This is a genomic window from Catellatospora tritici (assembly GCF_019083965.1).
Classification (GTDB): Bacteria; Actinomycetota; Actinomycetes; order Mycobacteriales; family Micromonosporaceae; genus Catellatospora; species Catellatospora tritici.
Genome location: NZ_JAHRCY010000005.1, coordinates 122936 through 147826, shown reverse-complemented (window position 1 = coordinate 147826; position 24891 = coordinate 122936). Strand labels below are relative to the sequence as shown.

Below are 24891 nucleotides of genomic sequence, written 5' to 3'. Positions count from 1 at the left end.
GTCCTGCCGCGATGTCTCGTCAGATGCGGTACTGCGGTGCGTCGGGGTCGTCCGGCAGGGGACGGGTGAGCGTCGCGTAGGTGAAGCGCGCGATGGACTGCTCCCACCGGAACAGGCACACCTCGGCCCCGACCCGCACGAGCCGCGGCCCCGCCGACACGTCGTGGCCGTCCGCGCGCAGGCACTCCACGACCTCGTCGGCGTCCCAGCCGAACACGTCCACCCCCGCGAACACGACCGGCTGATGCGCGGCCAACCCCTCGCGGCCGGCGTGCTGGAAGACCGTCCGCCGGTCGACCTGGAAGGCGAAAGCCAGCCGGTCCGGACCGCCACCGGCCCGCACGCTCACGCCGTCGAGGTCCCAGGCCCACGTCCAGGTGAGCCCGCAACCCCAGGCATGTCGGTGCGGCTTGGCGCGTCGCTCGACCACGGCCCGCACGTCGTCGAGGGTCATGCCGTAGGTCAGGTCGGGCCAGTCCTCGATCCTGACCCCGTGGTCGGGGACCAGTTCGACGGTCACGCGAACAGGGCGCTGACCGACTCGCCGTTGTGGATGCGGCGCATCGCCTCGGCCAGGGCGGGGGCGATCGAAAGGATCTTCAGCTTTGGTACGCGCTTGTCCTCGGCGATCGGCACCGAGTTGGTGCACACGACCTCCAGCACCCCGGGCTGCTCGCTCAACCGGTCCAGCGCGCCGCTGGAGAACAGCCCGTGCGTACACGCCAGCCGGATCGAGCGCACGTCCAGCGCCCGCAGGTGCTCCATCAGCTCGATGACCGTGCTGCCCTTGGCGATCTCGTCGTCGAGCACGATCACGTGCTTGCCCGCGACGTCGCCGATGATCGCGCTGATCTGCACCCGGTCGTCGCTGTAGCGCTGCTTGGCCCCGGCGGCCACGGGCGTGCCGAGCAGCCGGGCGAACGCGGCGGCCTCCTTGGCGTTGCCGAGGTCGGGCGAGACCACGACCGTGTCGGTCAGGTCGTACTGGCCGAAGTAGCCCGCCAACTCGCGCAGCGCGTGCAGGTGGTCCACCGGCATGCTGAAGAAGCCGTGCACCTGCGGCGAGTGCAGCGTCAACGCCAGCAGCCGGTCGGCTCCGGCGGTCTTGAGCAGGTCGGCGACCAGGCGTCCGCCGATCGAGATGCGCGGGCCGTCCTTCTTGTCCGACCGGGCGTACGCGTAGTGCGGCATCACGACGGTGATGCGGGCCGCCGAGGCGCCACGGGCCGCGTCGAGCATCAGCAGGAGCTCGACCAGGTGCTCCTGCACCGGCGGGACCAGCGGCTGCACCAGGTACACGTCACGCTCACGGCAGTTGGCGCCCAGCTGCACCTCGAGGCAGTCGTTGGCGAAACGCGACACCCGCACCGGATGCAGCGGCACCCCGAGATGGGCGCAGATCTCCGCCGCGAGTTCCGGATGGGCACTGCCACTGAAGACCGCGATGTCGCGCACGAGTGGCATGGTAGATGATCGAGTGTCGCGACTGGCCGGTAGGCTCGGCGAGGTGAGCGGCGAGATGGTGGTGCCCCGGCAGACAGCGGCGCTGGCCGCCTCGGTCCAGGAGTATGTGGACTTCACCGAGGCGTGGCTGAACAACCGGCGGCTGTCGGCCAACACCCGCGAGGCGTACCGGCGGGACGTGGCGGCATACCTGGGCTGGTGCGGCGAGCACGGGGTCGAGCCGCTGCGAGCCATGTTCACGCACGTCAACGACTACGCGCGGGCACTGGAGAGCACCGTGGACCCGCGTAGCGGCCGGACGCTGGCCGCCACGACCGTGGCCCGGAAGATGTCGGGGCTGTCCAGCTGGTACGACTTCCTGGTCAAGCTCGGCGTGGTGACGGCCAACCCGGTACACGGCGCCGACCGGCCACACGTGTCGCGCGACCACTCCGCCACCATCGGGATGAGCCCGGCCGAGGTCGACGCGCTGCTGCGGGCCGCCGAGGCGGATTCGGCCCGCAGCTTCGCCCTGATCACGCTGCTGGCCGACCTGGGTCTGCGGGTCGGCGAGGCGGTGCGGCTGGACCTGGCCGACCTCGGACACGAGCGCGGGCACCGTACCGTGCGGTTCTCCGGCAAGGGCGGCAAGCCGCGCCGCCGCGCTCTGGCGCCGGGCACCGCGGCGGCGCTGGACGGGTATCTGGGACAGCGCGCCGACACGGCGGGCGTGTCGCCCGAGCAGCTGAGTGGGCCGGTGTTCGTCACCCGCCACGGCCGCCCACTAGACCGGCACGCGGTGTTCCTGCTGGTGCGGCGCCTGGCCGAGCAGGCGGGCATCCCGAGCGCGGCGCACCTGTCGCCGCACTCGCTGCGGCACGCGTTCGCGACCACCGCGCGGGCCGAGGGGGTGCCGCTGGAGGACGTGCAGGACGCGATGGGCCACGCCGACCCGCGCACCACCCGCCGCTACGACCGCGACCGGCACAACCTCGACCGCGACCCGTCGTACGCGATCTGGGCCGCCCGCGCTCGCCGCGGCTCGGGCCGCTGACCAAGCTCGGAAACGGCTGGGAATCGGCGGTTCATCCGGCTGAGCGCACTATCTGCACCACTTTGCCCAGTTACCGTGGGTATTCACACACGGGGAGGGCACGATGGCGATGCGTAGCTGGCTGGCGGGGGCCACGGTCGTGGCGCTGCTCGGCGCCGGGGCGTGCGGTTCACCCGCGACCAAGCCGCTGTTCAAAACCGACCCGCGCCTGCCCGCACCCGAGACGGCCGCCTTCGACCCGGCCGGAGTCGGTGACCCCTACTTCCCCACCGCGGGCAACGGCGGCTACGACGTGTCGTCCTACGACCTCAAGCTCAGATACGACCCGGCCACCGGCCGCCTCGACGGCACCGCCGCGATAACCGCCACCACCGCCCGCGACCTCACCGACTTCCACCTCGACCTGCACGCCCTGCCCGCGACCAAAGCCGACGTCGACGGCACCGCCGCCGCGACCAGGCACGACGGCGACGAACTGGTCGTCACCCCGGTCGCGCCGCTGACCGCCGGCCAGACGTTCGTCGCCACCATCGCCTACGGCGGCACGCCCAGCCCGATCGAGGACCGCCGGTTCGGCAGCGGCGGATTCTTCCGCACCCGCGACGGCGCCATCGCCATGGGCGAACCCGCGTCGGCCAGCACCTGGTTCCCCGTCAACGACCACCCTCGCGACAAGGCCCACTACACCATCGAGGTGACCGTGCCCGACGGCCTGGCCGCGATCAGCAACGGCGTGCCGTCCGGACAGTCCAGCCAGGGTGGCTGGACCAGCTGGCGCTGGGAGGTCACCGCGCCGATGGCGCCCTACCTGGCGATGCTCGCGATCGGAAAATACCGGGTGGTCACCAGCGAGCACGATGGCAAGCCGGTGGTCAGCGTCGTCGCCGACACGGTACGCGGCGACGACGCGCAGACCGCGCTGGCCCGCACCCCGGAGATCACCGACTTCCTGGCCCAGTGGTTCGGGCCGTACCCGTTCGACGCCTACGGCGGCGTGGTGGTCGACGACGAACGGGTCGACGAGGCCCTGGAGACCCAGACCCGGCCCGTGTATCCAGCCTCGACGTTCCGGCGCGGACCCGACACCGTCACCGTCGCGCACGAACTGGCCCACCAGTGGTTCGGCGACAGCGTGTCGCTGACCCGGTGGCGCGACATCTGGCTCAACGAGGGCTTTGCCACCTACGCCGAGTGGCTGTGGCAGGAGCACGAGGGCACCAGCACCGTGCGGGAACGGTTCGACCGGCTCTACCGCAACCCCGACAACCGCATCTGGTCGGTGCCGCCGGGCGACCCCGGCCGCGGCGGCCTGTTCTCCGACAGCGTCTACCAGCGCGGCGCGATGACCCTGCAGGCCCTGCGCGACCAGGTCGGCGACGACGCGTTCTTGACCATCCTGCGCACCTGGGCCACCACCCACCGCGACGGCAACGCCACCACCGGCGACTTCACCGCCCTGGCCGAGAAGGTCGCCGGGCGGTCGCTGGCCGGGTTCTTCGACGCATGGCTGTTCCAGACCGGGCGCCCGCAGCTGTGATCAGCCCAACGGGTCGCTGGTCCGGGTGCCGTCACCCGGGCTGACCTGGGCGGTCCAGGCCCGGCCGTCCCAGTAGCGGTAGTAGTGCCGTCCGGTCGGATCGGTGTACCAGCCGGCGGGCGCGGCCGGGGCGGGCAGCAGCGCGGCCTCGGGCCGGTCGGCGGGCACGGCCGGCAGCAGCCGGTCCAGCTCACCCACCGCGAGCTCGGACAGGCCCAGCTCCCGGGCGCGGCGCACCCGCGGGTCGTCGGTGTCGCCGTCGGCGACCACCACCGTGGCCAGTCCCCGGGTCAGGTTGGTGGCCAGCCGGTAGCCCGCCTGCCCGATCCGGCGCCGCACCTGCGCGGGCACCGCCGGGCTGCACCACACCCGCGGGCCGGTCGCCCGCGCCGCACCGGCCTGCACGGGCACGGTGACCAGGTCGGCGAAGTAGTCGGGCAGGTCCAGCAACCTTGCCACGGCCACCAGTTGCCGCTGCTCGTCGGCGCTGAGGGAGGGCTGGGCCATCGCGGCGTCGCGCAGCCCGTCCAGGAACCGGCGGTGCAGCGCCGCGACCTGCGACGCCCCCATCCCGGCCCGACCGGCCAGCCGACCCAGGTGCCGGGTCTTGCGGCCGGTCAGCCTCCCGTCGATCAGCGCGTCGGCCAGCGCGTCCAGATACGGCTGGGCGCCGACCGGGTCGTGGTCGGCCATCGAGTACGGCAGCTTCGTCAGCAGTGAACGCATCCACCCGCCGGTGCCCTTGCGTAGGTTGGTGACCCGGGTGCGGGGCGTGGCGCCGGTCCGCTGCCGCGGCAGCACCGCCGCGGGCACCGGGTAGGTGATCTCCGGCGACTGGGCGAGCAGCCGCGGCAGCAGCATCGCCGTGGCCCGCACATCCCCGAGGGCGGTGTGCGCGTCGTACAGGGTGATGCCGGAGATCTCGCAGCAGGTGGACAGCTTGTAGTTCGGGCAGGCCAGCACCGCGCGGGCCAGCCGCAGCGTGCACAGCGCCGGGATGACCGGGGTCGCCACCCCGGCGCGGGCGAACTCGTAGGCCAGGAACCGTTCCTCGAACGGGGCGTGGTGGGCCACCACGACCGCGCCGTCGAGCCGGGCCAGGATTTCCGGCGCCATCTGCGCGAACGTCGGCGCGCCGAGCACCATGTCGGCGGAGATGTGGTGCAGGTACGTCGGACCCGGGTCACGGCCCGGGTCGATGAGGGTGGCCCACTCGTCCACGACGACACCGTCCTCGACTCGGGCCATGGCGATCTCGACGATGCGGTCGTCGTCGGCCAAGCCGGTGGTCTCCAGGTCGATCACGACGTAGGTGGATGGGAGCCGGTGACCGTCGGGATCGGTGGTGCCGTAACCGAACAGCGCAGGTGCCTGACCGTACATGGCACAGAGTCTGCGGTCGCGGTACGACACGTCGACATCGGACGGTCGGCCGGTCCTGCGATCAAGGCCGGATGGGACGGTGGGTCAGCCCAGGTCAGCCCAGGTCGGCGCGGGAGCCCTCCCGGGTGCGCTGCGGATCGATCTCGCGCTGCGGGAACCGGCGCAGGTACTCGTGCTCCAACTCGCGGGAGCGCTCGGTGTGCGTGTGCAGCGCGTCGTCGGAGCCGTGGCGCAGGGTCTGCACCCGGGTGCGGCCCAGGCTCTCCAGCTCACGCAACAGATCCTCGTCGGCCAGTTCGTCGGCCGGAATGCCTTCGATGATCTCCATGTGAGAGGTTTACCCAGTTCCGGGCACCGCCAATCGGTACCCGGAACGTTTGGGTACTTTCGAACGTGTTCGACGGTTTCGACGTCAGGTGTTGGCGCCGCGGGCGGCCACCCGCCACCGGTCCACGACCTGACCCGCCGAGCTGACCACCAGTTCGTCGGCGAGGTTGACCGCCGCGCACACGTGGTTGGGCATGACCCGAACCCGGGTGCCGACCGGCGGCAGCTCGGCCGGATCCGGCAGGACCACGGTCGCGTGGTGCTCCGACACGGTGACGATCCGCGCATCGGGCAGGCCGACCAGACGTCCGAATCCGGTGGTCCACGCGGGGCGGTCGGCGCCCAGGACCTTGTTGCCCGAGTCGAGGATGACATGCCCCGGGCGGCGGCTGACCACCGTCGCGGTCACGGTGAGCGCCACGTCCCCGGGGTCGCAGACGCCCAGTTCGACCTGCTGGGCGTCGTTGAAGGCGTAGACGCCGGGACGCAGTTCGGTCACGCCGGAGCCGGTGAGCGGGGCGGTGGGGGTCGAGCCCCCGCTGACCACCCGCGGGTCGACGCCCATCGCGCGCAGGGCGTCGGCGGCCGCGGCCAGGGCCGCCGACTCGTCGGCCGCGGCGGTCGGCGGCTGCCCCGGCCCGTACCCATGGCCGGGGAAGGTGAACACGCCGCGGACCCGCAGCCCGGCCCGCAGCGCCGCCGCCGCGACCGCCCCGGCCTCGTCCGGCCGCACGCCGCTGCGGTGATGACCACTGTCGATCTCGATCACCACCTCGATGGCGGTACCCGCGTACCGGGCCAACGCCGCGACGCTCTCGGCGGAGTCCGCCCCGACCGCGACGCGGCCGCGTTCGGCCAGGGCCGCCAGCCGGGCGCCGCGCGCGGCGTCGACCCACAGCGGGTACGCCAGGAACAGGTCGGTGAAGCCGGCGGCGGCGAAGATCTCCGCCTCACCGACCGTGGCCACGGTCAGTCCGGTCGCGCCGGCACCGACCTGGCGCTTGGCGATCTGCAGGCATTTGTGGGTCTTGGCATGGGGTCGCAGCGTCAGGCCGTGCGCGGCGGCGTGGGCCGCCATGCGGGCGATGTTGCGGTCGAGCACGTCGACGTCGACGCTGACGTACGGAGTGGGCAGCTCGGGCACCAGCCCATCCTGCCACCGCCGGCCCGGCGACGCCCGTGCGTGAATCGGTATCGAGCTCCGGTTCGGTACGCAGACGGCCAGCCGCCAAAGATCCGTACCAGCGCTGAGGCGCCCGGCCTGGTCCGGGGCCTACCGTGGAGAGATCGGCATACCACGTACAGCCCTTGGAGGAACCGCGATGCGCAGGCCCGCCACTCTCACGGCGATCATGGTCGGGCTGGCCGTCCTGGCCGCCGGATGCGGCAGCAAACCCGCCGCCACGCCCGGCGCGGTCGCGACGGCCAGCACCACGCTGTCGCCCGAACCCGCGGCCACGACCGCGGCCAGTCCCAGCGCGACCGGGACGGGCTCGGGTTCTGGCTGCGGCATGAGCGGCACGGTCACCGGCGGCGACGGCGCCGCGCTGGACGTGATGAAGGCCTGGCTGCAGTGCGACACCGCCAAGCTGCACACGCTCATGCAGAACGACGCCTACCAGCAGCTGCACGCGGTCGGCGCGCCGAACATCGACGGGCACTGGACGTTCGTGAACTGCGACGGGGCGATGGGGTCGAGCTACTGCACCTTCCGCAACAAGCTCGGCTCGGACGTGATCATCCGGCTGCAGAACGGGGCCACCGACCACCCGGTCACCGAGTTCAAACTCGACCGGACCGTCTACCACAACGACCCCGAGAAGTACGCCCGCGAGTTCCTCGACGCGTTCATCAACCACAACAAGCCGCGCATGGTGACGCTGGCCTCGCAGTCCATCGTCGACTCGATCGTCGTGGACGCGCCGCCCGCCGGCTACGACCTGACCCTGTCGCCCGACCCGCACTGGGTCTACAACGCGCACTTCGACACCGGCGAGTACTGGGTCGTGACCATCCACGGCACGCTGGGCAAGGCCCACGCGATCACCGCGTTCGGCAACGCCGGCTGACCCTCTCCCCGATCCGGTCCGGGACGCAGGCACCACGTCCCGGACCTTCGGCGTGCTGTGACAGCCTGTATGGATGATCAAAGCGGTGGTCTTCGACTGTGACGGGGTGCTGGTCGACTCCGAGCGCATCAACAACGAGGTGTTCGCCCGGCTGGCCACCCGCGCCGGGGTTCCGACGACGTTCGAGCAGAGCGTGGCCCGCCACATGGGCCGGTCCACCGTCGAGTGCGTCGCCGAACTGGCGGCCGAACTGGGCCGTCCGCTCGATTTCGACCTGCCCACCGAGTACGAGCACGAGGTACTGGCCCGCCAGCACGAGGGCCTGGTCGCGGTCGACGGCGTACGGGACCTGCTCGACCTGCTGCGCGCGGCCGGGGTGCCGGTGTGTGTGGCCTCCAGCGGCACCCCGCGCGAGATCGCCTTCCGGCTGGGGCGCACGGGGCTGGACGGGTATTTCGGCGAACACTGCTACAGCGCCTCGATGGTGTCCCGGGGCAAGCCCGAGCCGGACCTGTTCCTGCTGGCCGCCGCCGGAATCGGGGTGGACCCGGCCGCCTGCGTGCTGATCGAGGACAGTCCGTACGGCGTACGCGGCGGCAGGGCCGCGGGCATGACCGTGGTCGGGTACGCCGCCCTGGCCTCCCCCGAGGTGTTACGCGGTGCGGGCGCCGACCACGTCGTGGCGGCGATGGCGCAGGTGCCGCCGCTGCTCGGCCTGGGCTGACGCCGTTCTCGTCGTGGCCATGTCAGGGGCCGCACACCGCCTACGGCATCCTAGGAGGATGGGCAGCGGCTTGGGTGTCGGCGTCAGCGGGGCGCCCGCGCCGCTGACGGGCTGAGATCAGGGGTAGCCGGTCAGGGGCAGCCGGTCAGGCTGGCACCGTCGGCCCCGGGGGCACAGCTGTCGGTGCCGGAACCGCCGTCGAGCGCGTCGAACCCGGCATCGCCGTACAGCGAGTCGTCGTCGTCCCCACCGAAGATCTCGTCCGCGCCGGGGCCGCCCTCGGCTATGTCGGCGCCCGCCTGGCCGTACAGGACGTCGTCGCCGTCGGCACCGGCGAGGTAGTCGGCGTCGTCACCACCGTAGAGGCGATCGGCACCTGCCTGGCCGTAGAGCTTGTCGCTGCCCGCGCCGGTGGCCAGCTTGTCGTCACCGGACTCGCCGTAGACCAGCTTGGCCCCGCCGGACAGGGCATACACCAGGTCGTCGCCCTCCCCCGCGCCGATGAAGGCGGTCAGCGAGGTGCTGTCGGTCACAGTGTCGGCACCGTCGTAGGTCTTGATGCTCAAGTCCGTGATCTTCGCGGTGCACAGCACCGAGGTCGGGGTGAGCGCCGCGCAGCCGGAACCGGGCAGCACCGGCCAGCTGTCGTCGACCCGTATGCCGCCGGAGACGGGCGAGACCACCAGCGTGTTGGCGACGCCCTGTCCGGCCTGCACCACAAGGGTGGTGCCGGTGACGTAGGCATGGCCCTCGACGGCGGCGTACGCCGGGACGGCGGTGGCGAGCACGGTCGCGGCCAGCACCGTCGTGGCGCAGCCGAAGGCGAGATGGCGCGGGGACATGCGGTAATGATGGGCGTCGGCGGACCCGTCGGGCCCGGTCGCGTCCGGAATCCGTCCGTGCCACCGCGTCGCCCCCCGACGAGGGGGCGGAAAACTCCTGGCCGGTGTCGCAGCCGGCTGGCATGCTGCCCGCCGTGACCACACTCTCGATCATCAAGGGGGACGCGACCAGCCCCCAGGCCAAAGGGCCGAAGGTGGTCGCGCACGTGTGCAACGACAGCGGCGGCTGGGGCAAGGGGTTCGTGCTGGCCGTGTCGCGGCGCTGGCCGGAGCCCGAGCGTGACTTCCGGGCCTGGCACCGCCAGCGGGCGGCCAACGACTTCGGGCTGGGCGCGGTGCGGCTGGTGCAGGTGGCCCCGGAGTTGTGGGTGGCGAACATGGTCGGCCAGCGCGGCACCAGGACCGGCAGCAACGGGCCGCCGATCCGATACGAGGCGGTGGAGCGCTGCCTGACCACCCTGGCCGAGCACGCGGTGCGGCTCGGCGCGTCGGTGCACCTGCCGCGCATCGGCTGCGGGCTGGCGGGCGGCAAGTGGCCGCGGATCGAACCGATCATCGTGCGTACGCTGTGCGCCCGGGGTGTCGCCACGACCGTGTACGACCACGATTGACCAGGCAAGGCGGGTGCCGCCCCCCAGGCCGGAGGTGGCGGCACCCGCCCCGCGTCGCGCGCCGGGTCGCCGGCGCCGTCTCAGAACACCGACCAGCCGGTCAGGGTCGCGAAGTGTTCGAGGGCGAGCATCCCGGTGACGGAGTTGCCGGAGGGATCCAGGCCGGGGCCCCACACGCAGACCGTGCCCACCCTGGGCGCCACGGCCAGGATCCCTCCCCCCACCCCGGTCTTGAGCGGCAGGCCGACCCGGTGCGCGACCTCGGCGCTGGCGTCGTACGCCCCGCAGGTGAGCATGGTGGCGTTGACGCGTTTGGTGTCGGCGGGGCTGAGCAGGCGGCGGCCGTCGGCGCGGACACCCGCCCGCGCCAGGTACAGCCCGGCCAGGGCGAGGTCGCGGCAGCTCGCGGCGATGGCGCACTGCCACTGGTAGTGGGCCAGCACGGTCTCCACCGGCAGGCTGAGGTTGCCGTACTCCGCCATCAGGTGCGCGATGGCCATGTTGCGTTCGGACCGGTCGCGCTCGTCCTTGACGGTGACCGGGTCCATCTCGATGGAGTGGTTGGCCGACTCGACCCGGACCAGCTCCAGCACCCGGTGGCAGCCCTGTCCCTCGGACAGTTCCAGCAGCCGGTCGGTGACGACCAGCGCGCCCGCGTTGAGCAGCGGGTTGCGCGGAATGCCGTGTTCGATGTCGAGTTCGGAGACGGCGTTGTACAGGCGGCTGGAGGGGCGACGGCCGACCCGGGTCCACAGCCGGTCGCCGTCCAGGGACAGCACCAGGGTGAGGGCGAAGACCTTGGCGATGCTCTGCATCGGGAACGGTTCGCGCCAGTCCCCCGCGCCATGCAGGTGCCCGTCGACGGTGGCCACGGCGAGGCCGAGGCCGGTGTCGGGTGCGGCGCTCAGGCGGGCGGCCGCGTACACGGTGTCGACGACGACGTCGAGGTCCATGCTGCGCTCCGGGGTCAGGGGCGGCTGCGCTGCCGCGGTCGGTGCCAGCATGTCCGGCGCCGCTGCCGCGCCGAAACAGGGAAAGCCCTTGTCCTACCCTTGCGCGCCCCTTGCCCGCCCACAGCTCAGCCGTTCGGGCAGGTCAGCACGGTACGGTGCGCACCCGCCGATTACACCGCGCTGGCTCCGCACTTCGCCGAGACCTTCCTCGCTGGGGACGCCACCGGGATCCGGCCGGTGCCCCGGGCCGCGTTCCTGGCGATGCTGCCCGCACGGGCGGCGGCGTTCGCCCGCGCGGGAATCGGCTCACCGGTGCTGGAGCACAGGCGACTGCACCCGCTCGACGACCATTACACCCTCGTGTACACCCGGTGGCGGGCGCCACGCACCGACGGAGGAACGCAGCAGCTCATGTCGTCCTATCTGGTGCACCATCGCGACGGTGCGGCACAGATCGTGGTGTACCTCAACCACCAGGGAATCGGCGGCTGACCGCATCGATGAACAGCCGTATCACTCGCCATTCGCTCACGAATGGCGACGTTTGATTCACACGTTCCGGGGAAAGAGCGACGCACTCAACGCCTCATTCAAGTAAAGCGATTGTTCGATGGGTTACGGTCGCCGCCCCGACTCCGTGCTGGAGCGGGGCGGTTACTCATGCCGATTCAGATCGCGGCCACCGCCGGATCACGACGGAAAGAGGCGACATCGTGCGACGATCACCAAGGCTGCGGCACTGGCCCTATGCGGCCGCGCTCGCGGCACTGTCACTGATGCTGGCTCCGGCCGGTACGGCGGCAGGCGTCCCGACCGCGCAGTCGGCACCTTCACTCGCGGCCAGTTCCCTGACCAAGAGCGCGCAGAACGTGAGCCACCCGGGCGCCGACCCGGCCTCGCACGGCGATGTCCTCAACTGGACCGTGTCCTACGCCGACGGCGGCACCGGTGGTCCGGTCACCGTCACCGACCCGATCAGCGGCGGGCACGGCTACGTCAACGGATCGCTGCGCGTGCCGCCGGACTGGACCCCGCAGTGGTCCACCGACGGCACCACCTTCAGCGACACCGAACCGGCCTCCGGCACGGTCGCGGTGCGCGCGACCATCCCGGACCGCAACCCCGGCGGCACCAGCCTCACCCGGATCCTGCTGCCGCCGGTACGGGTCATCACCAGCCCGACCGGTGGCGACGGCTTCACCCCGGTGCTGTACCGGTCGGACAGCGGCGCCGTCGAGGCGTGGAACACCTACCACCACCTCGGGGCGGCCGCACCGAAGGTCGTCTGCACCGACCTGCTGACCGCGCAGCCGTGCGCGGGCGGCCCCTGGCCGCGGCCGCTCAACACGACACCGGGCCCGCTGGGCACCGGCAACACCGGCGACATCGCCAGTGGCATGGCGCCGCAGTTCGTGTTCGACCCCGAGCGTCCCGGCATCCTCTACTACCCGGCCATCACCGCCGCATCGATCGGCGTCGGCTGCCTAGACCTGGACGCCCGCGCCAACTGCGGCTTCTTCCCCCTCATCGACTACGGCAACACCCCCGGGGCGTACAGCGTCGGCGGGTTCGTCGAGCACGGCGGCAACCTCTACGGCGTGGCCAGCACCGGGCGCGTGCTGTGCCTGACCATGGCGACGCAGACCCCGTGTGCGGGCCAACCGTACGCGGCGATCCTGCCCAACCGGCCCAACGTCAACTTCCTCGGCTCGCTGACCATGGTCGGCGACAAGATCTTCGCCTCCTCGTCACAGAGCGGCCCGGCCCCCACGATGGGCTGCTTCGACCCGGCGACCGTCGGCGCCTGCGACGGCTGGTCCAGCTACCGCACCCTGGGCAACACCTCGATGTCCACGTACGGCATCTTCACGTCGTACACCACCTCCGGCCAGCCCAACGGCGCCTGCATCCCGATGGTGTCCAACCCGTACCAGGTGTTCTGCGCCGCCACTGACGGCTCCGCGCTGGCCGCACCGAACCTGGGCGCGCTGCCTGCCAACGCGTTGACGTTCCGGCCGGAGACGATCACCGCGCCCGACGGTCACCTGCGCAGCTACCTCCCGCTCTGGAGCGGCGGGCTGCCGGGCTCCACCGGCTGCTACGACTGGACCACCGCGGCGGTCTGCGCGAACATCCCGTTCCCCAACAACCACCCCACCGTCAACCACGGCGACACCCGCGACTACGGGTACGCCTACGACGCGGTCACCCAGTGCCTGCTCGGCCTCGGTGACGCCGGGATGCTGTTCTCCGAGGACCCCATCACCGGGGCGTCGCCGTGCTTCCACGCGGGCGCGTCGATCACCCTGGCCACGCCGGACTTCTACTGCGACGGCGGCACCGACCACGTCAAGGGCTACCAGAACGCCCGGCTGGACGACATCACGCTGACCAACGTCGACCTGGCCAACAGCTCGGCGACGATCAGCACCCCGGACGGCACCGTCATCGACACCGTCGGGTTCGCCGCCGACGGCACCGTCGACCTGTCCGGCGTCTCGACCACGACATACCCGAAGATCGTCGTCGACGCGGCCCTGCGCCTGCACAACGTCGACGACTTCACCAGCACCAACCAGCCGCACCTGATCGCCGGATTCATCGGCGACCCGCCGCAGGTGTGCTTCCAGACGAAGATCGACACCGCGTGCGCCGTGACCGGGGTCGACAACACCGCCGGTGGCACCGACGCCGCCGGTGCACTCGCCTCGAACACCATCAAGATCGGTGTCGCGGCGGGTGCGGCGTGCAGCCCGCATGTCAGCATCGAGAAGGAGATCTGCCGTGACGGCCGGGCTTCCCGGTGCGGCCCCGGCGGGGTCGGGCCGTGGGGCAAGACCAGCCCGGCCGGGCTGCTCGGGATCCTGGGCACGGCGTACTGGCGGATCACCGTCACCAACGCCGGGCCGGTCGACGCGGAAGGGGTGACCATCAACGACCCGGTGGCATCCTCGTGTGCCACCGCGGCGGGCACGTTCAAGCTGGCGGCCGGGGCGAGCAAGCAGATCTACTGCTCGTCGTTCCTGCTCCTGCTGCCGCTGACGAACACGGCCACCGCGTCGTACTCGGCGCCGAACGCCCCGCCGGGCACTCCGCCGTCGGTCACCGCGCCGTCGTCGGCGACGGCCTGCTCACTGATCTGCATTCTGGCCGCGCCCAACCGGGTCCCGGAATACGGCAGCAAGCAGCTGCCGTAGCGCGGCGCGGGGCGGCGGACCGCCCGGGTCCGCCGCCCCGTCCGGAGTTCGTGCTCGGCACCGGCCCGCCGGCGGCAGCAGCCGCGGCGGGCCGGTTGCGCGTCAGTGCACCGCCGCGACCGCAGGACGATGCCGCGTCGGGAAAGGACCTCTTGTCGACCGTGGTTCGAGCGACGACACGATGTCCACACGGGACGCGACCGAGCTCCCGCTGGTTTGCTTCCGCTACGCTCCCCGGGTAGCAGACATGAGCTTTCCTTCGCCTCGCGCGATGCTCATCTGCGTACCGATCAATCGATCATGCCTGCCATCGGTCGAGACTCTCACTTCGGAGGGAAACGTGCGCAGAAATCCGCCTACCGACCCGCTGCCCGACAACAGTGGTGGGGCGACCGGTCCGGCCGACGACTCCGACGAAACCGGCCAGTATCAGATCCACCGGCGCGACACCTTTCCCGCGTCCGGCCGCAATGTCGCCTTCTCCCTGAACTCCGGCCCCAAGCTCACCGGAAGCTTCGAGGCCCGGCTCTCCTGGGACGTCGCGGCGAGCCCCGACGACATCGTCATCCACCTCAGCGCGTTTCTACTCGACTCTTCGGCAAGGGTTCCGGTCGGCAATCCGTACTACTGCGTGAACCATGACAATGACCGCTCGAAAGACGGTTCCACGCTGCGCCGAGGCCGCCGACGCCACGGCAGCAACATCAGCGATGAGACGATCTCGGTCGACCTCGACTACGTCGACGAGGACGTTATGAAGATCGCCTTTGTCGCCTATATCCAGGACGCCGAGCCGCTCGATCATTCTTTCGAGAAGCTCGTCGGTGGCAAGGTCACTTTCAAGAACACCCCCAAGGTCGACCGGACGGGATCCACCGTCACTCCTCAGATCGAGCCGCACCTGCTCGACAGCGACTATTTCAAGACCGACACGGCGGTGATCATCGGCGAACTCGTGCGGCGCCGCGAGGCATGGACCTGGCGAGAGGTGGGCAAGGGATTCGCCGACCTCGTCGACGTCGGTGAAGAGTTCGGAGTCGTCTTCATCGCCGAGTGACCTGACCAGCCGACACTGGAATCGAGGTGAGCATGCGGCTGTTTCTCTCCTTCGCGCCGGAGGACGCCGGTCTCGCCGGCCTGATCGCCGCATACCTGGCCGGCGCCCGCCACGAGGTCGAGCCCGACCTCGCCCTGCCGAACGGGCGCGCGGACGCCACCCGGACGCCGCGTGAACTCATCCAGGCCAACCGTATGGTCGTGGTGTTGTCACGGGCGTATCTGGACAGCCCGTTCCGGCGCGAACTCGACTGGTGGCTCGCCCAGCCCGGGGGCGAGGAACGGCTGACCCTGCTCCGGATCGACGACGTGCGACCGACCGGTGCGCTGCGCCTGATCGGCCATACCGATCTGGCCGGACTGCGGGTGGAGAAGCTGCGCAAGAGGGTCGTCGAGTCGCTGGTGCACGGCCCGGCGGCCCCTGACCGGCGCGATGAGCGCGGCAGGCAGACCGCCGTGCCGTCCTCGACGGCAGCCACCCACCATCGGCTTCCGGCACGCAATCCCGACTTCGTCGGGCGCGGCGACACGCTGACCGGCGTCGCCGAGGGCCTACGGTCGCGCAGCCGGTGTGTGCTGGGTTCGGCCGACCGTCTCGCCGGTGTGGGAAAATCCCAGCTGGCCATCGAATACGCACACCGGCATGGCGCCGCCGCCCGGGCCGAGGACCGTGACTACGACCTGGTGGTCTGGATCGACGCGGAGCATCCGGACCTGATCGCCGACCAGCTCGCCCAGGCCGCGGTGACCGCGGGACTGTGCGATCCCGGACTGCCCGCGGCCGACGCCAGGCTGGCCCTGGCCGAACTACTGCGGGCCAGGCACCGGTGGCTGGTCATCTTCGACAACGCCGAGGACGTGGCGGTGGCGAAGTGGTTTCCCAAAGGGCGCGGACACGTCCTGGTCACGTCACGACACCTCGTCTGGCAGAACCTGGCCTTCACCGTGGAGGTCGGCGTCTTCGCCCGGACCGAAGCGGTCGCCTTCCTGCGCCACGTGATCCGCCGTCCGATCGCGCCGCGTGACGCGGAAGGTCTCGCGGCGGAACTGGACGACCTCCCGCTGGCCCTGTCGCAGGCAGCCGGTGTGATCAACGAGACCGCGATGAGCGTCGCCGATTACCTGCACAGTCTGACGAGCTACGCCGACCGCACCGGACCACCCGCGCGCAGCGCGGTCGCCATCCCGGTCGGCATCTCCCTGGCGAAACTGCGCGAGATCGACGAGGCCGCCCTGGCGCTGGTCCGGTTGTGCGCCGTGCTCGCGCCGGTCGGCATCCCGTTCGACCTGTTCAGCAACGCACCCGCGCGAGCGCTGCCCGCCGCGCTGGCCAACTCGATCTCCCGGCTCGCGACGATAGCCAAGGCACTGTTCCGGGTCAACGTGGCGACCCTGGCCGCCGACGGTCTGATCCTGCACCACGAAACCCGCGCGGCGATCATCGACGAGATGTCGGCCGAACAACTGGCCGCCGTCCGCAGGTCCGCCGAAGCGGTCCTGGTGGCCGCCAGACCCGACGACGGGCGGAATCCTCGCCGCTGGCCGCTGTGGCAGCGGCTGATGCCCCACCTCGTCGCGCTCGAGCCGTCCACCAGCCCCAATCCCGAACTCCACGACATGACGAACGCGGCGCTGCTCAGCCTCGTCGAACGCGGTGACGCCGAGTCTGCGCGCCCGTACGCGGCGGCGTTCGCCACGGCTCTGACGGAGTCCTTCGGCGCCACCTACGAGCACACGTTGCGAGCCGTACGGGTGCTGGCGGAGTGCCTGTCGGCGACCGGCGATCACACCGGCGCGCTGCTGAACGACGAGCAGGTGTACCAGGTGCTGCTGAAACTGTATGGGGACGACGACCCGACGACCCTCGACGCCGCGACCGCGGTCGCCCGCGACCTGCACCACCTCCAGCGGTACGACGAGGCGCGCAGGCTGAACGAACAGGTGCTGAGGATCCGCCAGCAGCTGCACGGAGGCGAACACCACCAGTCCCTGGTCTCGCAGGACCAGCTCGCGCTCAACCTGCTCGCGCTCAACCTGCCCGGGGACGCGCTTCGACTGAACGAGATCACCTGGGCTGCCCGCCGGCGCCAACTGGGCGAGTCGCACCGCGACACGCTGCTGTCGGAATACCACCTCGCCCTCAGTCTGGCCGAGGTGGCCAGTTGGGAGGACGCCCGAGACCACCTCGCCCACGTCCTGTCCGCCCTGTCCACGTTCCTGCACAGCGAGCACCCTGACCTCGTCGCGGCCACCCAGGCCTACGACCGGTGCCTGCGCGTGATCGAGGCACCGTCGCGTCACTCGGCCAGACCGGCGGCACAGGATCCGCGCACCCGGGAGCCGATCGTCCGGCTGGCCGAGCCGCCGGTCACCCGGACGGTCCTGTCCATCGCAACCGAGTGGCCGTCGTCGCGCGGTGGCCTCAGCACCTTCAACCGGCAGCTCTGTCTCGCCCTCACGGCGGCCGGACAGCGGGTGTTCTGCGTGGTGGACTCGATGACCGAGGAGGACCACCGGCAGGCCGAACTCGGCGGGGTCACCCTGCTGGCCACGGACACCACCGGTCCGCTGTCCGAGCAGACGGCCCAGAGCCGTCTGCTCGACCTGATGGGCGCCAACACACCGGACGTGGTCCTGGGCCACTCCCGCATCACCGGCCCGACCGCGCAGGCGGTCATGCACGCGTTCCCCGAGGCGCTGCGAGCGCACTTCATCCACATGGCGCCGTCCGAGATCGACGTCTACAAGCCCGAGCGCCGCGACGGTATCCACGCCGAACGGCACCACACCGAGCTGACGCTCGGGCGGGAGGCAGACCTGATCGTGGCCGTGGGGCCACGCCTGTTCGCGCGGTACGAACTGGACTTCCACCCGTACCGGCGCCGGGTCATCCGCCTGGATCCGGGTTTCGACTCGGCGGACACCTCGCTCACCGAACCACCGCCGGGGCAGTCGCTGCGCCGGGTGCTGTTCACCGGACGCGTCGACGACGCCGCTCTCAAGGGCATCGACATCGCCGCGGCGGCCCTCGGTCAGATGGTCCGGCGACAGGCCGGACTGGCCACCCGCATCGAGTTCATGGTCCGGGGCGCACCCTTCGGGCAGACCGGCGAGCTGCGTGAACGTATTCTCGAGTGGGCCGGGCTGCCCAGCCTCGAGGTCTTCGTCGAGCCGTACGTGACGGACACGGCGATGCTCGAGCACGAGATGCTCACCGCGAGCGTCGTGGTCATGCCCTCCCGGGCGGAAGGCTTCGGCCTCGCCGGGCTGGAAGCGATCACCCATGGCGTGCCGGTCCTGATCAGCCATGTGAGCGGCCTGGCCGAGCTGCTGCGCGACACCGCAGCGGTCGACGACGACACCGTCGAGCGCATGGTCGTACGGATGACCAACGACCACGCGGAGGATGTGGCCGCCTGGACCACGTCCATCACCGGGGTGCTGCGCTTCCGGGATGACGCCTTCCGCCGCGCCGCCGAGCTGCGTGACGTGCTCGCCGCCGAGTTTCCCTGGGCGAAGGCGGCGCAGGTGCTCCTGGAAGGCCTCCGCGGCGCCGACGCCGACCGCCGTTCCCGACGTCGCTGAGGCTCGGGTTTACCAGCCACCATGGTGAATGGATGGCACCGTCGATAGTGGAACAGGTGGTCCGTGGCACTGGTGTGGATCGGATAGAGTGTCCGCCGGTGCCGGTCTTCGGATGCCATGCGGAGGCCGAAGTCCGAAGCTGACGGGACCGTGCCCGACGAGCCGAGGGAACCCATGCAGGACCTTCTCATCAACCTGCTCGCGAGCGTCATAGCCGGTGCGGCGGTGTGGTTCGCCCAGCGGCTGGTGCGGTATCGGAGCGTGGAGCGCCGGCGGCGGTTCTTCGGCATCCGGCCGAACGAGGAAGTCCACTTCCATGTGTCCCGGCACTTCTCCTCGCCCCGCGAGAAGAGCGTCCATCGCGACGACATGGCCGCGCTGGTCGAGCTGGCGATCGTGACCAAGGAGTGCGGTGGCCGCCCGACCCTGGTGACCGCGGTCGACACCGCGGCCGCGTCACGCACGGGGACCGAGTTCTGCGTCGGCGGCCCGGCCGCGAACGAGCGGACCGCGGCGTACCTGCGCTCGCTGTTGCCCGGCGTCGCCTTCGACATCGTCGACTCCGCGCAGATGTCCATCCGGGTGGGTGGCAGGACCTTCGACCACACGCCGGGCCGGGCCGAGTACGCGCTGGTGGTCCGGCTGCTCGGGCAGAAAACCGGCCACCCCGTGTTCCTGCTGATGGGCCAGAAGGCCTACACGAATCTCGCCGCCGCGCGCTATCTGGCCACACAACACCGGGAGCTGGGTCGCCGGTTTCCCGACCAGCGTGACTTCTGCCTGCTGCTGCTTGTCCGCGAACCCGCCGTGCTGGGTTCGGACCACGTCGAACTCGTCGCGGATCTGACCGCCGAGGCGGCCACCGCGCCGGTGGCCGCGCCTGCGGTCACCGGCGACGCCGACGACCACACCGCTCAGCGCTGATCTGTCGGTGGGCCGTGCCAGAATCCGGCCATGACCAATGATGTTCTGGGCACAGGCCGCGCCTTTCTCGACCTGGAGGGGCGGCTGGTCGAGCGCCGCCTGACCGCGGTGCTGTTCGACGGCGACGACCCGACCTGGGTGGTCGACGCGGTCCGGGCCTACCGCAACGGCGACGGCGGGTTCGGGCACGGTTTCGAGCCGGACAAGCGCTGCCCGGCGAGTCTGCCCATCGACGTGGAATGCGCCCTCGACGTGCTGCTCGCGGCCGGGGAAGGGCGACCAGGCTGGTTCGCCGAACCCGCCGTGGCCACGCTGATCGACGACGCGTGCGACTGGCTCGGCTCGGTGGCCGCGCCCGACGGCGCGTTGCCGCTGGCCTTCCCGGTGATGGAGGGCTACCCGCGGGCGGAGCACTGGTCGGACTGGACCTACGTGCCGGGCCTGAACCCGACGGCCGGTCTGGCGGGTCGTCTGCACCGCATCGGCGTAACCCACCCCTGGCTGGACCGGGCCACCGAGTGGACCTGGACCAGCCTCGAGTCCGGGATCGGCGAGGACGCGCACACCCTGCTGGAGGTGCTGCAGTTCCTGGCCAACGTGCCCGACCGCGAGCGGGCCGCCGCCGTCGGCGCCCATGTCGCCGACTGGCTCGGCAAGCTCCGCTACTTCCGCGCCGACCCGGCCGACCCCGAGTACGGTGTCACGCCGCTGCACCTGGCTTCGACCCCGGACAGCCCGTGGCGTGGCCTGTTCGACGACGCCGCGATCGAGGGGCACCTGGACCGGCTCACCCGTGACCAGCAGGCCGACGGAGGCTGGACCATCACCTGGCAGCCGCCGGGGCAGGCGTCCACCCTGGAATACCGCGGGATCGAGACCCTGCGCGCCCTACGCACGCTGCGCGCCTACGGTCGGATCTGACGCCACGTGACCGGTCCCCGAGACACCTGGGTGAACACCACACACGACTGGGCCGCCGAGGTCGACCTGGAGCACCTCGAACTGGTGCGCCGCGATCCCGGTCGGTACGCGCCCGGCGGCGTGACCCACCTGGTCCTGGAGGTGGTCGCATACGCCGACGACGAGGCCGAGGCGGCCGGTCGCCGGGGCTCGTGCACGGTGGCGTCGCATCCTGACGGGTCGGTGTCGGTGACCGACGACGGCCGCGGCACCGACACCCGCCGTGACGAGCACGGCCGACCGGTCCGCAAGCCCGTCATGGCCACCAAGGACCTGCGGTTCTTCGACGGGCCACCGGCGGTATACCTGCCGGACGGGGCGCCCCGGCGCGGCATGTCCGTCGTCGCGGCGCTCAGCGAATGGCTCGCGCACACCAACCGGCGGGCCGACGGCGCGTGGACGCAGCGGTACGAGCACGGAATACCCGTCACCGACCTGGTCGGCCACCCGGGCGACGGCACGACGGGCACGACCGTGCGGTTCCGGCCCGACCCGGCGCTGACCGGCGTGCAGGCAGCCGATCTACGCCGGATGCTGTCGGCCTTCGGCCACCTGGAGGTCGACGTCCGCACGGCTGACTGAGGCGGTGTCAGGCGGCCGAGCGCGCCTCGACGAGTCGGGCGAGGTTGGCCAGGGCCATCCGGGTGCCGGTCTCGTTGTCGGCTGGGGAGACGGCGTCGGAGACGCCCTCGTGCACGATCGTGACATCCGTGCCGCCGTCGGCGTCGACCAGTGTCGTGGTCATGGTCATGGCGCCGCCGAACGCCGGGTCGGTGGTCTCGAACTCGATCTCCTCGACGACCCGTTCGTCGGGCACCAGGGTTCGGAACCGGCCGTGGTAGGTGTCGGTGTGGCCGGAGGTCTTGCCGGTGGCGTCGGGCGCGTCGTAGGTGAGCGAGACCCGGAAGGCGCCGCCCTCGCGGGCCTCGAACTCGTGCACCCGGCTGGTCATCCCGGCGGGTACGCGCCATCCGGCGATCGCGTCGGGGTCGAGCAGGGCGCGGTAGACCGCGGCGCGGGATGCCCTGACGTGTCCGGTGATGCGAGTGGAGTACATGCGGTGAACCTACGCTCGGGCGGGCACGGGTTTGCGATGGCGCGGGTGACGCGCGGTCACGGCGTACCCGGCTTTGGTGTACAGGCCCACGGTGTCGTTGGCGTTCTCGGCGACGGTGCGCAGCCGCACCTTCGTGACGCCCGCCGCGGCGAGGTGGTGGTGGGTCCGGTCCAGCAGGCTCAGCGCCAGGCCACGGCGTCGCCACGCCGGACGCACGGCCACCCAGGGGACCTCGGCCGCGTCGCCGTCGAGTTCGCACAGCACCAGTCCGGCGAGCTGGTCGCCGTCCCAGGCCACCGACCACAGGTCCGGCCGGTAGGGGCTGCCACGCAGGTCGTCCAGGTACTGCTCGAACGTGCGGACGACATGGCCGTGGCCCGGCTCGTCGAAGCATTCCTCACGGGCAGCGCGGCGCCCGGCCACGCTCTAGCATGTGCGTCGCGACGACGTCGAGGAGACCGTGATGCCGATACTGATCCGGATACGACCGGAGGCGCGGTATCTGATGCTGCTCGGGCTCGCCTGTGTCCCGGTGGTGCTCGGCGTGCTCATGGGCGGTGGCACCGGTACGGCTGTGGCCGTCGCGGGCGCGGCGTTCCTGGTCCTGCTCGGCTATCCGGTCGTGGTGAGTACGCTGCTGCGGGTGCCGGTCCTCGTGATCTCCGATGAGGGCCTCCGGATGCCGCTGATGGGGCCGGCGTTGGGCTGGGACGAAATCGCCGACGTGCGCGAGGATGTGAAGGCCACCGGGTCACGTCCGGTGCCGGTGCTGCTGATCGTCCCGACCGAACCGCAGGACGCGGTCTGGCGGATGCGGCCGTGGTTGCGCGGCGAGGGGCGGGCCAACCTGGCGCGGTTCGGCACCCCGTTCGTGATCCAGGGCGGGTCTCTGAGTTGGTCGCTGGATGACATCCGCGCGGCCATCCGGGACCGAATAGACCCGTCCTGACCTGGGCGGAAGTCGGCGCGTCGCCGGTGCCGAGGCACACGGGGACCGGGACAATCTCGGTGCGGCCCGGCGGTGTGCCGCCCGGCGCGCGAGGAGCCCCCTGATGACCCAGCGGTTGATCACCCACTTGCGCCATGTCGATCTCGCGGTGCCCGATTTCGACCGTCAGGTGAGGTTCTTCACCGGCACCTGGGGGTTGACCGAGGTCGCCGCCGACACGGGCGTGGCGTTCCTGGCGGCGGCGGGTTCGCCGGAGCAGTACGCCGTGCGGGTGCGACAGGCCCCGGACAAGCGGCTGGACCTGATCGCGTTCGGGGCGGCGTTCCCGGCCGACGTGGACACCCTCGCCGAGCGGCTGGGCCGTGCCGGGGTGCGGCTGGTCGGCGAGCCAGGCCCGCTGGCGACCCCGGGCGAGGGCTACGGGTTCCGGTTCTTCGATGTCGACGGCCGTACCGTGGAGGTCTCCGCCGACGTGCGGCCGCGGGCCCACCGGCGGATCGAGGCGCGCGAGTCGGTGCCGGTGCGGCTGTCGCACGTGGTGGTGAACTCCCCCGACCCGCAGGCCACGGCCGCGTTCTATATCCGGCACCTGGGTTTCGCGCTGTCGGACCGGCTGAGCCACCCGCATCGCGGCGACCTGATGTGGTTCCTGCGGTGCAACACCTGGCACCACAGTTTCGCCGTGTCACGCGGCCCGCACGTGGCGCTGCACCACGCGTCGTTCGAGCTGCGCGGGCTGGACGAGTTCATGCGCGGCTGCGGCCGGATGATCCGGGCCGGGGTCGAGAAGGTGTGGGGGCCGGGACGGCACACCGCGGGCGACAACACGTTCAGCTACTTCCGCGACCCGCACGGCAACGTGGTGGAGTACACCACCGAGTTGGAGCAGCTCGACGAGGATCGCTGGCACCCGCATGTGTACGACTCGTCCGACCCGCACATCTCCGACCAGTGGGGCACCGCGAACCCGATGAGCGAGCTGGTGGCCCGGCAGACGTTCAACGACCCCGACCGCGGCCTGTTCACGGCTCCACCGCTGTAGACGGCGGCCGCCGGGGCTGCGGCGAGAGATGATGGCTGCAGGAGGCAGCCGATGCGACCGACGCTGCGGTTGGGCACCATCGCCGGCATTCCCGTCGGCGTGCACTGGTCCGCGCTCGCGATCATGCTGCTGCTCGGGCACGGTCTGGCCACCGGAGTGCTGCCGCTGGGCGCGCCGGGCGGGGCGCCGGTGGCGTACTGGGTCGTCGCGGTGGCGGTGACGGTGCTGTTCCTGGGCTCGCTGTTGGCGCATGAGCTGTGCCACGCGGTGGTGGCCAGGCATTTCGGGGTGGGCGTACGCCGGATCACGCTGTGGCTGCTGGGTGGGGTCGCCGAGCTGGAGTCCGAGCCGCCGCACGCGCGAGCCGACCTCCTGGTGGCCCTGGCCGGGCCGGCGGCGAGCTTCGGCGTGGCGGTGGTGTTCGGTGTGCTGGCGGCCGGGGTGTACCTGGTCGGGCTGTGGGCGTTGGCGTGGGTGGCGTTGGCGTGGCTGGCGCTGGTCAACGCGGTGCTGGCGGTGTTCAACCTGCTGCCGGGCGCGCCGCTGGACGGCGGGCGGGTGCTGCGGGCGGCGGTGTGGTGGTGGCGCGGGGACCGGGCCGTGGCGCAGCGGGTGGCCGCGTTCGCGGGGATGGTGGTCAGCCTGCTGCTGGTGCTCTGCGGCACCCTGCAGGTGGTCTACCTGCACAGTGTGGGCGGGTTGTGGCTGGTGCTGCTGGGCTGGTTCCTGCTGTTCGCGGCGCAGGCCGAGCAGACCGACTTCCAGCTGCGTACGGCGATGGCCGGGCTGACCGTCGCCGACGCGATGACCGCCCCGCCGGTATGCGGGTACGTCAGCCAGCGGATCTCCGACTTCGTGGCGCTGGCCCGGCAGCACCGCCCGGCCGACGCCTACCCGGTGCTGGATCCGGACGGCAACGCGGCGGGTCTGGTGACCCTGTCCGCCCTGGCGCGGGCCACGCCGCAGCAGCGTGCCGAGCAGACGCTGCGCGACGTGCGGGTGCCACCGGACCGGCTGGTGGTGCTGGCGCCGGACGTGCCGCTGGCCGACGCGGCCCGTCAGATCATGGCTGGGCGCCTGCCCGCGCTGGTGGTCGTCGGAGGTGTGCTGGTGGGCCTGGTCGGCACCGCCGATCTCGCCCGCGCCGTCGACATGAACTCGCTGCGGGGCGACTGAGC

At 71.4% G+C, this 24891-nt stretch carries 24 protein-coding genes; 15 read left to right on the top strand and 9 right to left on the bottom strand.

Annotated features, from left to right (window positions below; translation table 11 throughout):
• Window positions 1-19: 19 nt before the first annotated feature.
• Both KUA19_RS12865 and KUA19_RS12860 read right to left on the bottom strand, forming a co-directional pair.
• Window positions 20-520, bottom strand: coding sequence for a hypothetical protein (locus tag KUA19_RS12865; RefSeq protein ID WP_217396190.1), 501 nt, complete (start codon window positions 518-520; stop codon window positions 20-22).
• Window positions 517-1455 carry a ribose-phosphate diphosphokinase gene (locus KUA19_RS12860; protein WP_217396189.1) on the bottom strand — a complete coding sequence of 313 codons (939 nt, stop codon included), beginning with the start codon at window positions 1453-1455 and terminating at the stop codon, window positions 517-519. Before KUA19_RS12860 ends, KUA19_RS12865 begins: the two co-directional genes overlap by 4 nt.
• A 64-nt stretch (window positions 1456-1519) precedes the next feature.
• Between KUA19_RS12860 and KUA19_RS12855 the strand changes: the two genes are divergently transcribed.
• Window positions 1520-2497 carry a tyrosine-type recombinase/integrase gene (locus tag KUA19_RS12855; protein ID WP_217396343.1) on the top strand — a complete coding sequence of 326 codons (978 nt, stop codon included), beginning with the start codon at window positions 1520-1522 and terminating at the stop codon, window positions 2495-2497.
• Between the two features lie 103 nt (window positions 2498-2600).
• Complete coding sequence (locus tag KUA19_RS12850; protein WP_217396188.1) at window positions 2601-4034, top strand: M1 family metallopeptidase; 1434 nt, start codon at window positions 2601-2603, stop codon at window positions 4032-4034.
• Here the strand turns inward: KUA19_RS12850 and KUA19_RS12845 are convergent, their stop codons facing one another.
• The 3 genes from KUA19_RS12845 to KUA19_RS12835 form a co-directional block, all read right to left on the bottom strand.
• Entirely contained in the window at window positions 4035-5417 is a 1383-nt protein-coding gene (locus KUA19_RS12845) for an exonuclease domain-containing protein (RefSeq protein WP_217396342.1), read from the bottom strand.
• A 94-nt stretch (window positions 5418-5511) separates the two neighbouring features.
• A complete protein-coding gene (locus tag KUA19_RS12840; RefSeq protein WP_254549193.1) occupies window positions 5512-5745 on the bottom strand; it encodes a DUF6158 family protein in 234 nt (77 codons plus the stop codon).
• A gap of 84 nt (window positions 5746-5829) precedes the next feature.
• Complete coding sequence (locus tag KUA19_RS12835; protein WP_308167421.1) at window positions 5830-6888, bottom strand: alanine racemase; 1059 nt, start codon at window positions 6886-6888, stop codon at window positions 5830-5832.
• 178 nt (window positions 6889-7066) lie between these two features.
• Between KUA19_RS12835 and KUA19_RS12830 the strand changes: the two genes are divergently transcribed.
• Window positions 7067-7813, top strand: a complete 747-nt coding sequence (locus KUA19_RS12830) for a hypothetical protein (protein WP_217396187.1) — start codon at window positions 7067-7069, stop codon at window positions 7811-7813.
• A 73-nt stretch (window positions 7814-7886) separates the two neighbouring features.
• Window positions 7887-8537 carry an HAD family hydrolase gene (locus KUA19_RS12825; protein WP_217396186.1) on the top strand — a complete coding sequence of 217 codons (651 nt, stop codon included), beginning with the start codon at window positions 7887-7889 and terminating at the stop codon, window positions 8535-8537.
• Window positions 8538-8668: 131 nt separating this feature from the next.
• Here the strand turns inward: KUA19_RS12825 and KUA19_RS12820 are convergent, their stop codons facing one another.
• Window positions 8669-9379, bottom strand: coding sequence for a calcium-binding protein (locus KUA19_RS12820; protein WP_217396185.1), 711 nt, complete (start codon window positions 9377-9379; stop codon window positions 8669-8671).
• Between the two features lie 134 nt (window positions 9380-9513).
• Here KUA19_RS12820 and KUA19_RS12815 point away from each other — a divergent pair, with 134 nt between their 5' ends.
• Complete coding sequence (locus KUA19_RS12815; RefSeq protein WP_308167420.1) at window positions 9514-9990, top strand: macro domain-containing protein; 477 nt, start codon at window positions 9514-9516, stop codon at window positions 9988-9990.
• 80 nt (window positions 9991-10070) lie between these two features.
• Here the strand turns inward: KUA19_RS12815 and glsA are convergent, their stop codons facing one another.
• Window positions 10071-10994, bottom strand: a complete 924-nt coding sequence (glsA, locus tag KUA19_RS12810; RefSeq protein ID WP_254549192.1) for a glutaminase A — start codon at window positions 10992-10994, stop codon at window positions 10071-10073.
• A 48-nt stretch (window positions 10995-11042) separates the two neighbouring features.
• Here glsA and KUA19_RS12805 point away from each other — a divergent pair, with 48 nt between their 5' ends.
• From KUA19_RS12805 to KUA19_RS12775, 7 genes are all read left to right on the top strand, one after another.
• Window positions 11043-11435: a hypothetical protein gene (locus KUA19_RS12805; protein ID WP_217396184.1), complete on the top strand. Its 393-nt coding sequence runs from the start codon at window positions 11043-11045 to the stop codon at window positions 11433-11435.
• A 221-nt stretch (window positions 11436-11656) separates the two neighbouring features.
• Entirely contained in the window at window positions 11657-14140 is a 2484-nt protein-coding gene (locus KUA19_RS12800) for a DUF7617 domain-containing protein (RefSeq protein ID WP_217396183.1), read from the top strand.
• A 340-nt stretch (window positions 14141-14480) separates the two neighbouring features.
• A complete protein-coding gene (locus KUA19_RS12795; RefSeq protein WP_217396182.1) occupies window positions 14481-15197 on the top strand; it encodes a TerD family protein in 717 nt (238 codons plus the stop codon).
• Window positions 15198-15229: 32 nt separating this feature from the next.
• Window positions 15230-18781, top strand: a complete 3552-nt coding sequence (fxsT, locus tag KUA19_RS12790) for an FxSxx-COOH system tetratricopeptide repeat protein (protein ID WP_217396181.1) — start codon at window positions 15230-15232, stop codon at window positions 18779-18781.
• A 174-nt stretch (window positions 18782-18955) separates the two neighbouring features.
• Entirely contained in the window at window positions 18956-19705 is a 750-nt protein-coding gene (locus tag KUA19_RS12785; protein WP_217396180.1) for a hypothetical protein, read from the top strand.
• A gap of 30 nt (window positions 19706-19735) precedes the next feature.
• Window positions 19736-20626 (top strand): hypothetical protein, encoded by an 891-nt coding sequence (locus tag KUA19_RS12780; RefSeq protein WP_217396179.1) that lies wholly within the window; start codon window positions 19736-19738, stop codon window positions 20624-20626.
• Window positions 20627-20632: 6 nt separating this feature from the next.
• The gene (locus KUA19_RS12775) at window positions 20633-21247 is read left to right on the top strand and encodes a hypothetical protein (protein WP_217396178.1); all 615 of its coding nucleotides are present in this window, start codon (window positions 20633-20635) and stop codon (window positions 21245-21247) included.
• A gap of 7 nt (window positions 21248-21254) precedes the next feature.
• On the opposite strand, the gene KUA19_RS12770 is transcribed toward KUA19_RS12775, so the two are convergent.
• Window positions 21255-21722, bottom strand: coding sequence for an SRPBCC family protein (locus KUA19_RS12770; RefSeq protein ID WP_217396177.1), 468 nt, complete (start codon window positions 21720-21722; stop codon window positions 21255-21257).
• 9 nt (window positions 21723-21731) lie between these two features.
• Window positions 21732-22145, bottom strand: coding sequence for a GNAT family N-acetyltransferase (locus KUA19_RS42680; RefSeq protein ID WP_217396176.1), 414 nt, complete (start codon window positions 22143-22145; stop codon window positions 21732-21734).
• A 10-nt stretch (window positions 22146-22155) separates the two neighbouring features.
• Between KUA19_RS42680 and KUA19_RS12760 the strand changes: the two genes are divergently transcribed.
• From KUA19_RS12760 to KUA19_RS12750, 3 genes are all read left to right on the top strand, one after another.
• Window positions 22156-22671, top strand: a complete 516-nt coding sequence (locus tag KUA19_RS12760; protein ID WP_217396175.1) for a hypothetical protein — start codon at window positions 22156-22158, stop codon at window positions 22669-22671.
• Window positions 22672-22774: 103 nt separating this feature from the next.
• Window positions 22775-23713, top strand: a complete 939-nt coding sequence (locus KUA19_RS12755; RefSeq protein WP_217396174.1) for a VOC family protein — start codon at window positions 22775-22777, stop codon at window positions 23711-23713.
• Between the two features lie 51 nt (window positions 23714-23764).
• Window positions 23765-24889, top strand: a complete 1125-nt coding sequence (locus KUA19_RS12750) for a site-2 protease family protein (protein WP_217396173.1) — start codon at window positions 23765-23767, stop codon at window positions 24887-24889.
• Window positions 24890-24891: the final 2 nt, after the last annotated feature.

Bases quoted from the DNA above. Each gene is read 5' to 3' on its own strand.
- KUA19_RS12770 (WP_217396177.1), bottom strand. From the start codon at position 21,722: ATGTACTCCACTCGCATCACCGGACACGTCAGGGCATCCCGCGCCGCG.
- KUA19_RS12820 (WP_217396185.1), bottom strand. From the start codon at position 9,379: ATGTCCCCGCGCCATCTCGCCTTCGGCTGCGCCACGACGGTGCTGGCC.
- KUA19_RS12855 (WP_217396343.1), top strand. From the start codon at position 1,520: ATGGTGGTGCCCCGGCAGACAGCGGCGCTGGCCGCCTCGGTCCAGGAG.
- KUA19_RS12755 (WP_217396174.1), top strand. From the start codon at position 22,775: ATGACCCAGCGGTTGATCACCCACTTGCGCCATGTCGATCTCGCGGTG.
- KUA19_RS12825 (WP_217396186.1), top strand. From the start codon at position 7,887: ATGATCAAAGCGGTGGTCTTCGACTGTGACGGGGTGCTGGTCGACTCC.
- KUA19_RS12830 (WP_217396187.1), top strand. From the start codon at position 7,067: ATGCGCAGGCCCGCCACTCTCACGGCGATCATGGTCGGGCTGGCCGTC.
- KUA19_RS12845 (WP_217396342.1), bottom strand. From the start codon at position 5,417: ATGTACGGTCAGGCACCTGCGCTGTTCGGTTACGGCACCACCGATCCC.
- fxsT (WP_217396181.1), top strand. From the start codon at position 15,230: ATGCGGCTGTTTCTCTCCTTCGCGCCGGAGGACGCCGGTCTCGCCGGC.
- KUA19_RS12780 (WP_217396179.1), top strand. From the start codon at position 19,736: ATGACCAATGATGTTCTGGGCACAGGCCGCGCCTTTCTCGACCTGGAG.
- KUA19_RS12750 (WP_217396173.1), top strand. From the start codon at position 23,765: ATGCGACCGACGCTGCGGTTGGGCACCATCGCCGGCATTCCCGTCGGC.
- KUA19_RS12850 (WP_217396188.1), top strand. From the start codon at position 2,601: ATGGCGATGCGTAGCTGGCTGGCGGGGGCCACGGTCGTGGCGCTGCTC.
- KUA19_RS12785 (WP_217396180.1), top strand. From the start codon at position 18,956: ATGCAGGACCTTCTCATCAACCTGCTCGCGAGCGTCATAGCCGGTGCG.
- KUA19_RS12840 (WP_254549193.1), bottom strand. From the start codon at position 5,745: ATGGAGATCATCGAAGGCATTCCGGCCGACGAACTGGCCGACGAGGAT.
- glsA (WP_254549192.1), bottom strand. From the start codon at position 10,994: ATGCTGGCACCGACCGCGGCAGCGCAGCCGCCCCTGACCCCGGAGCGC.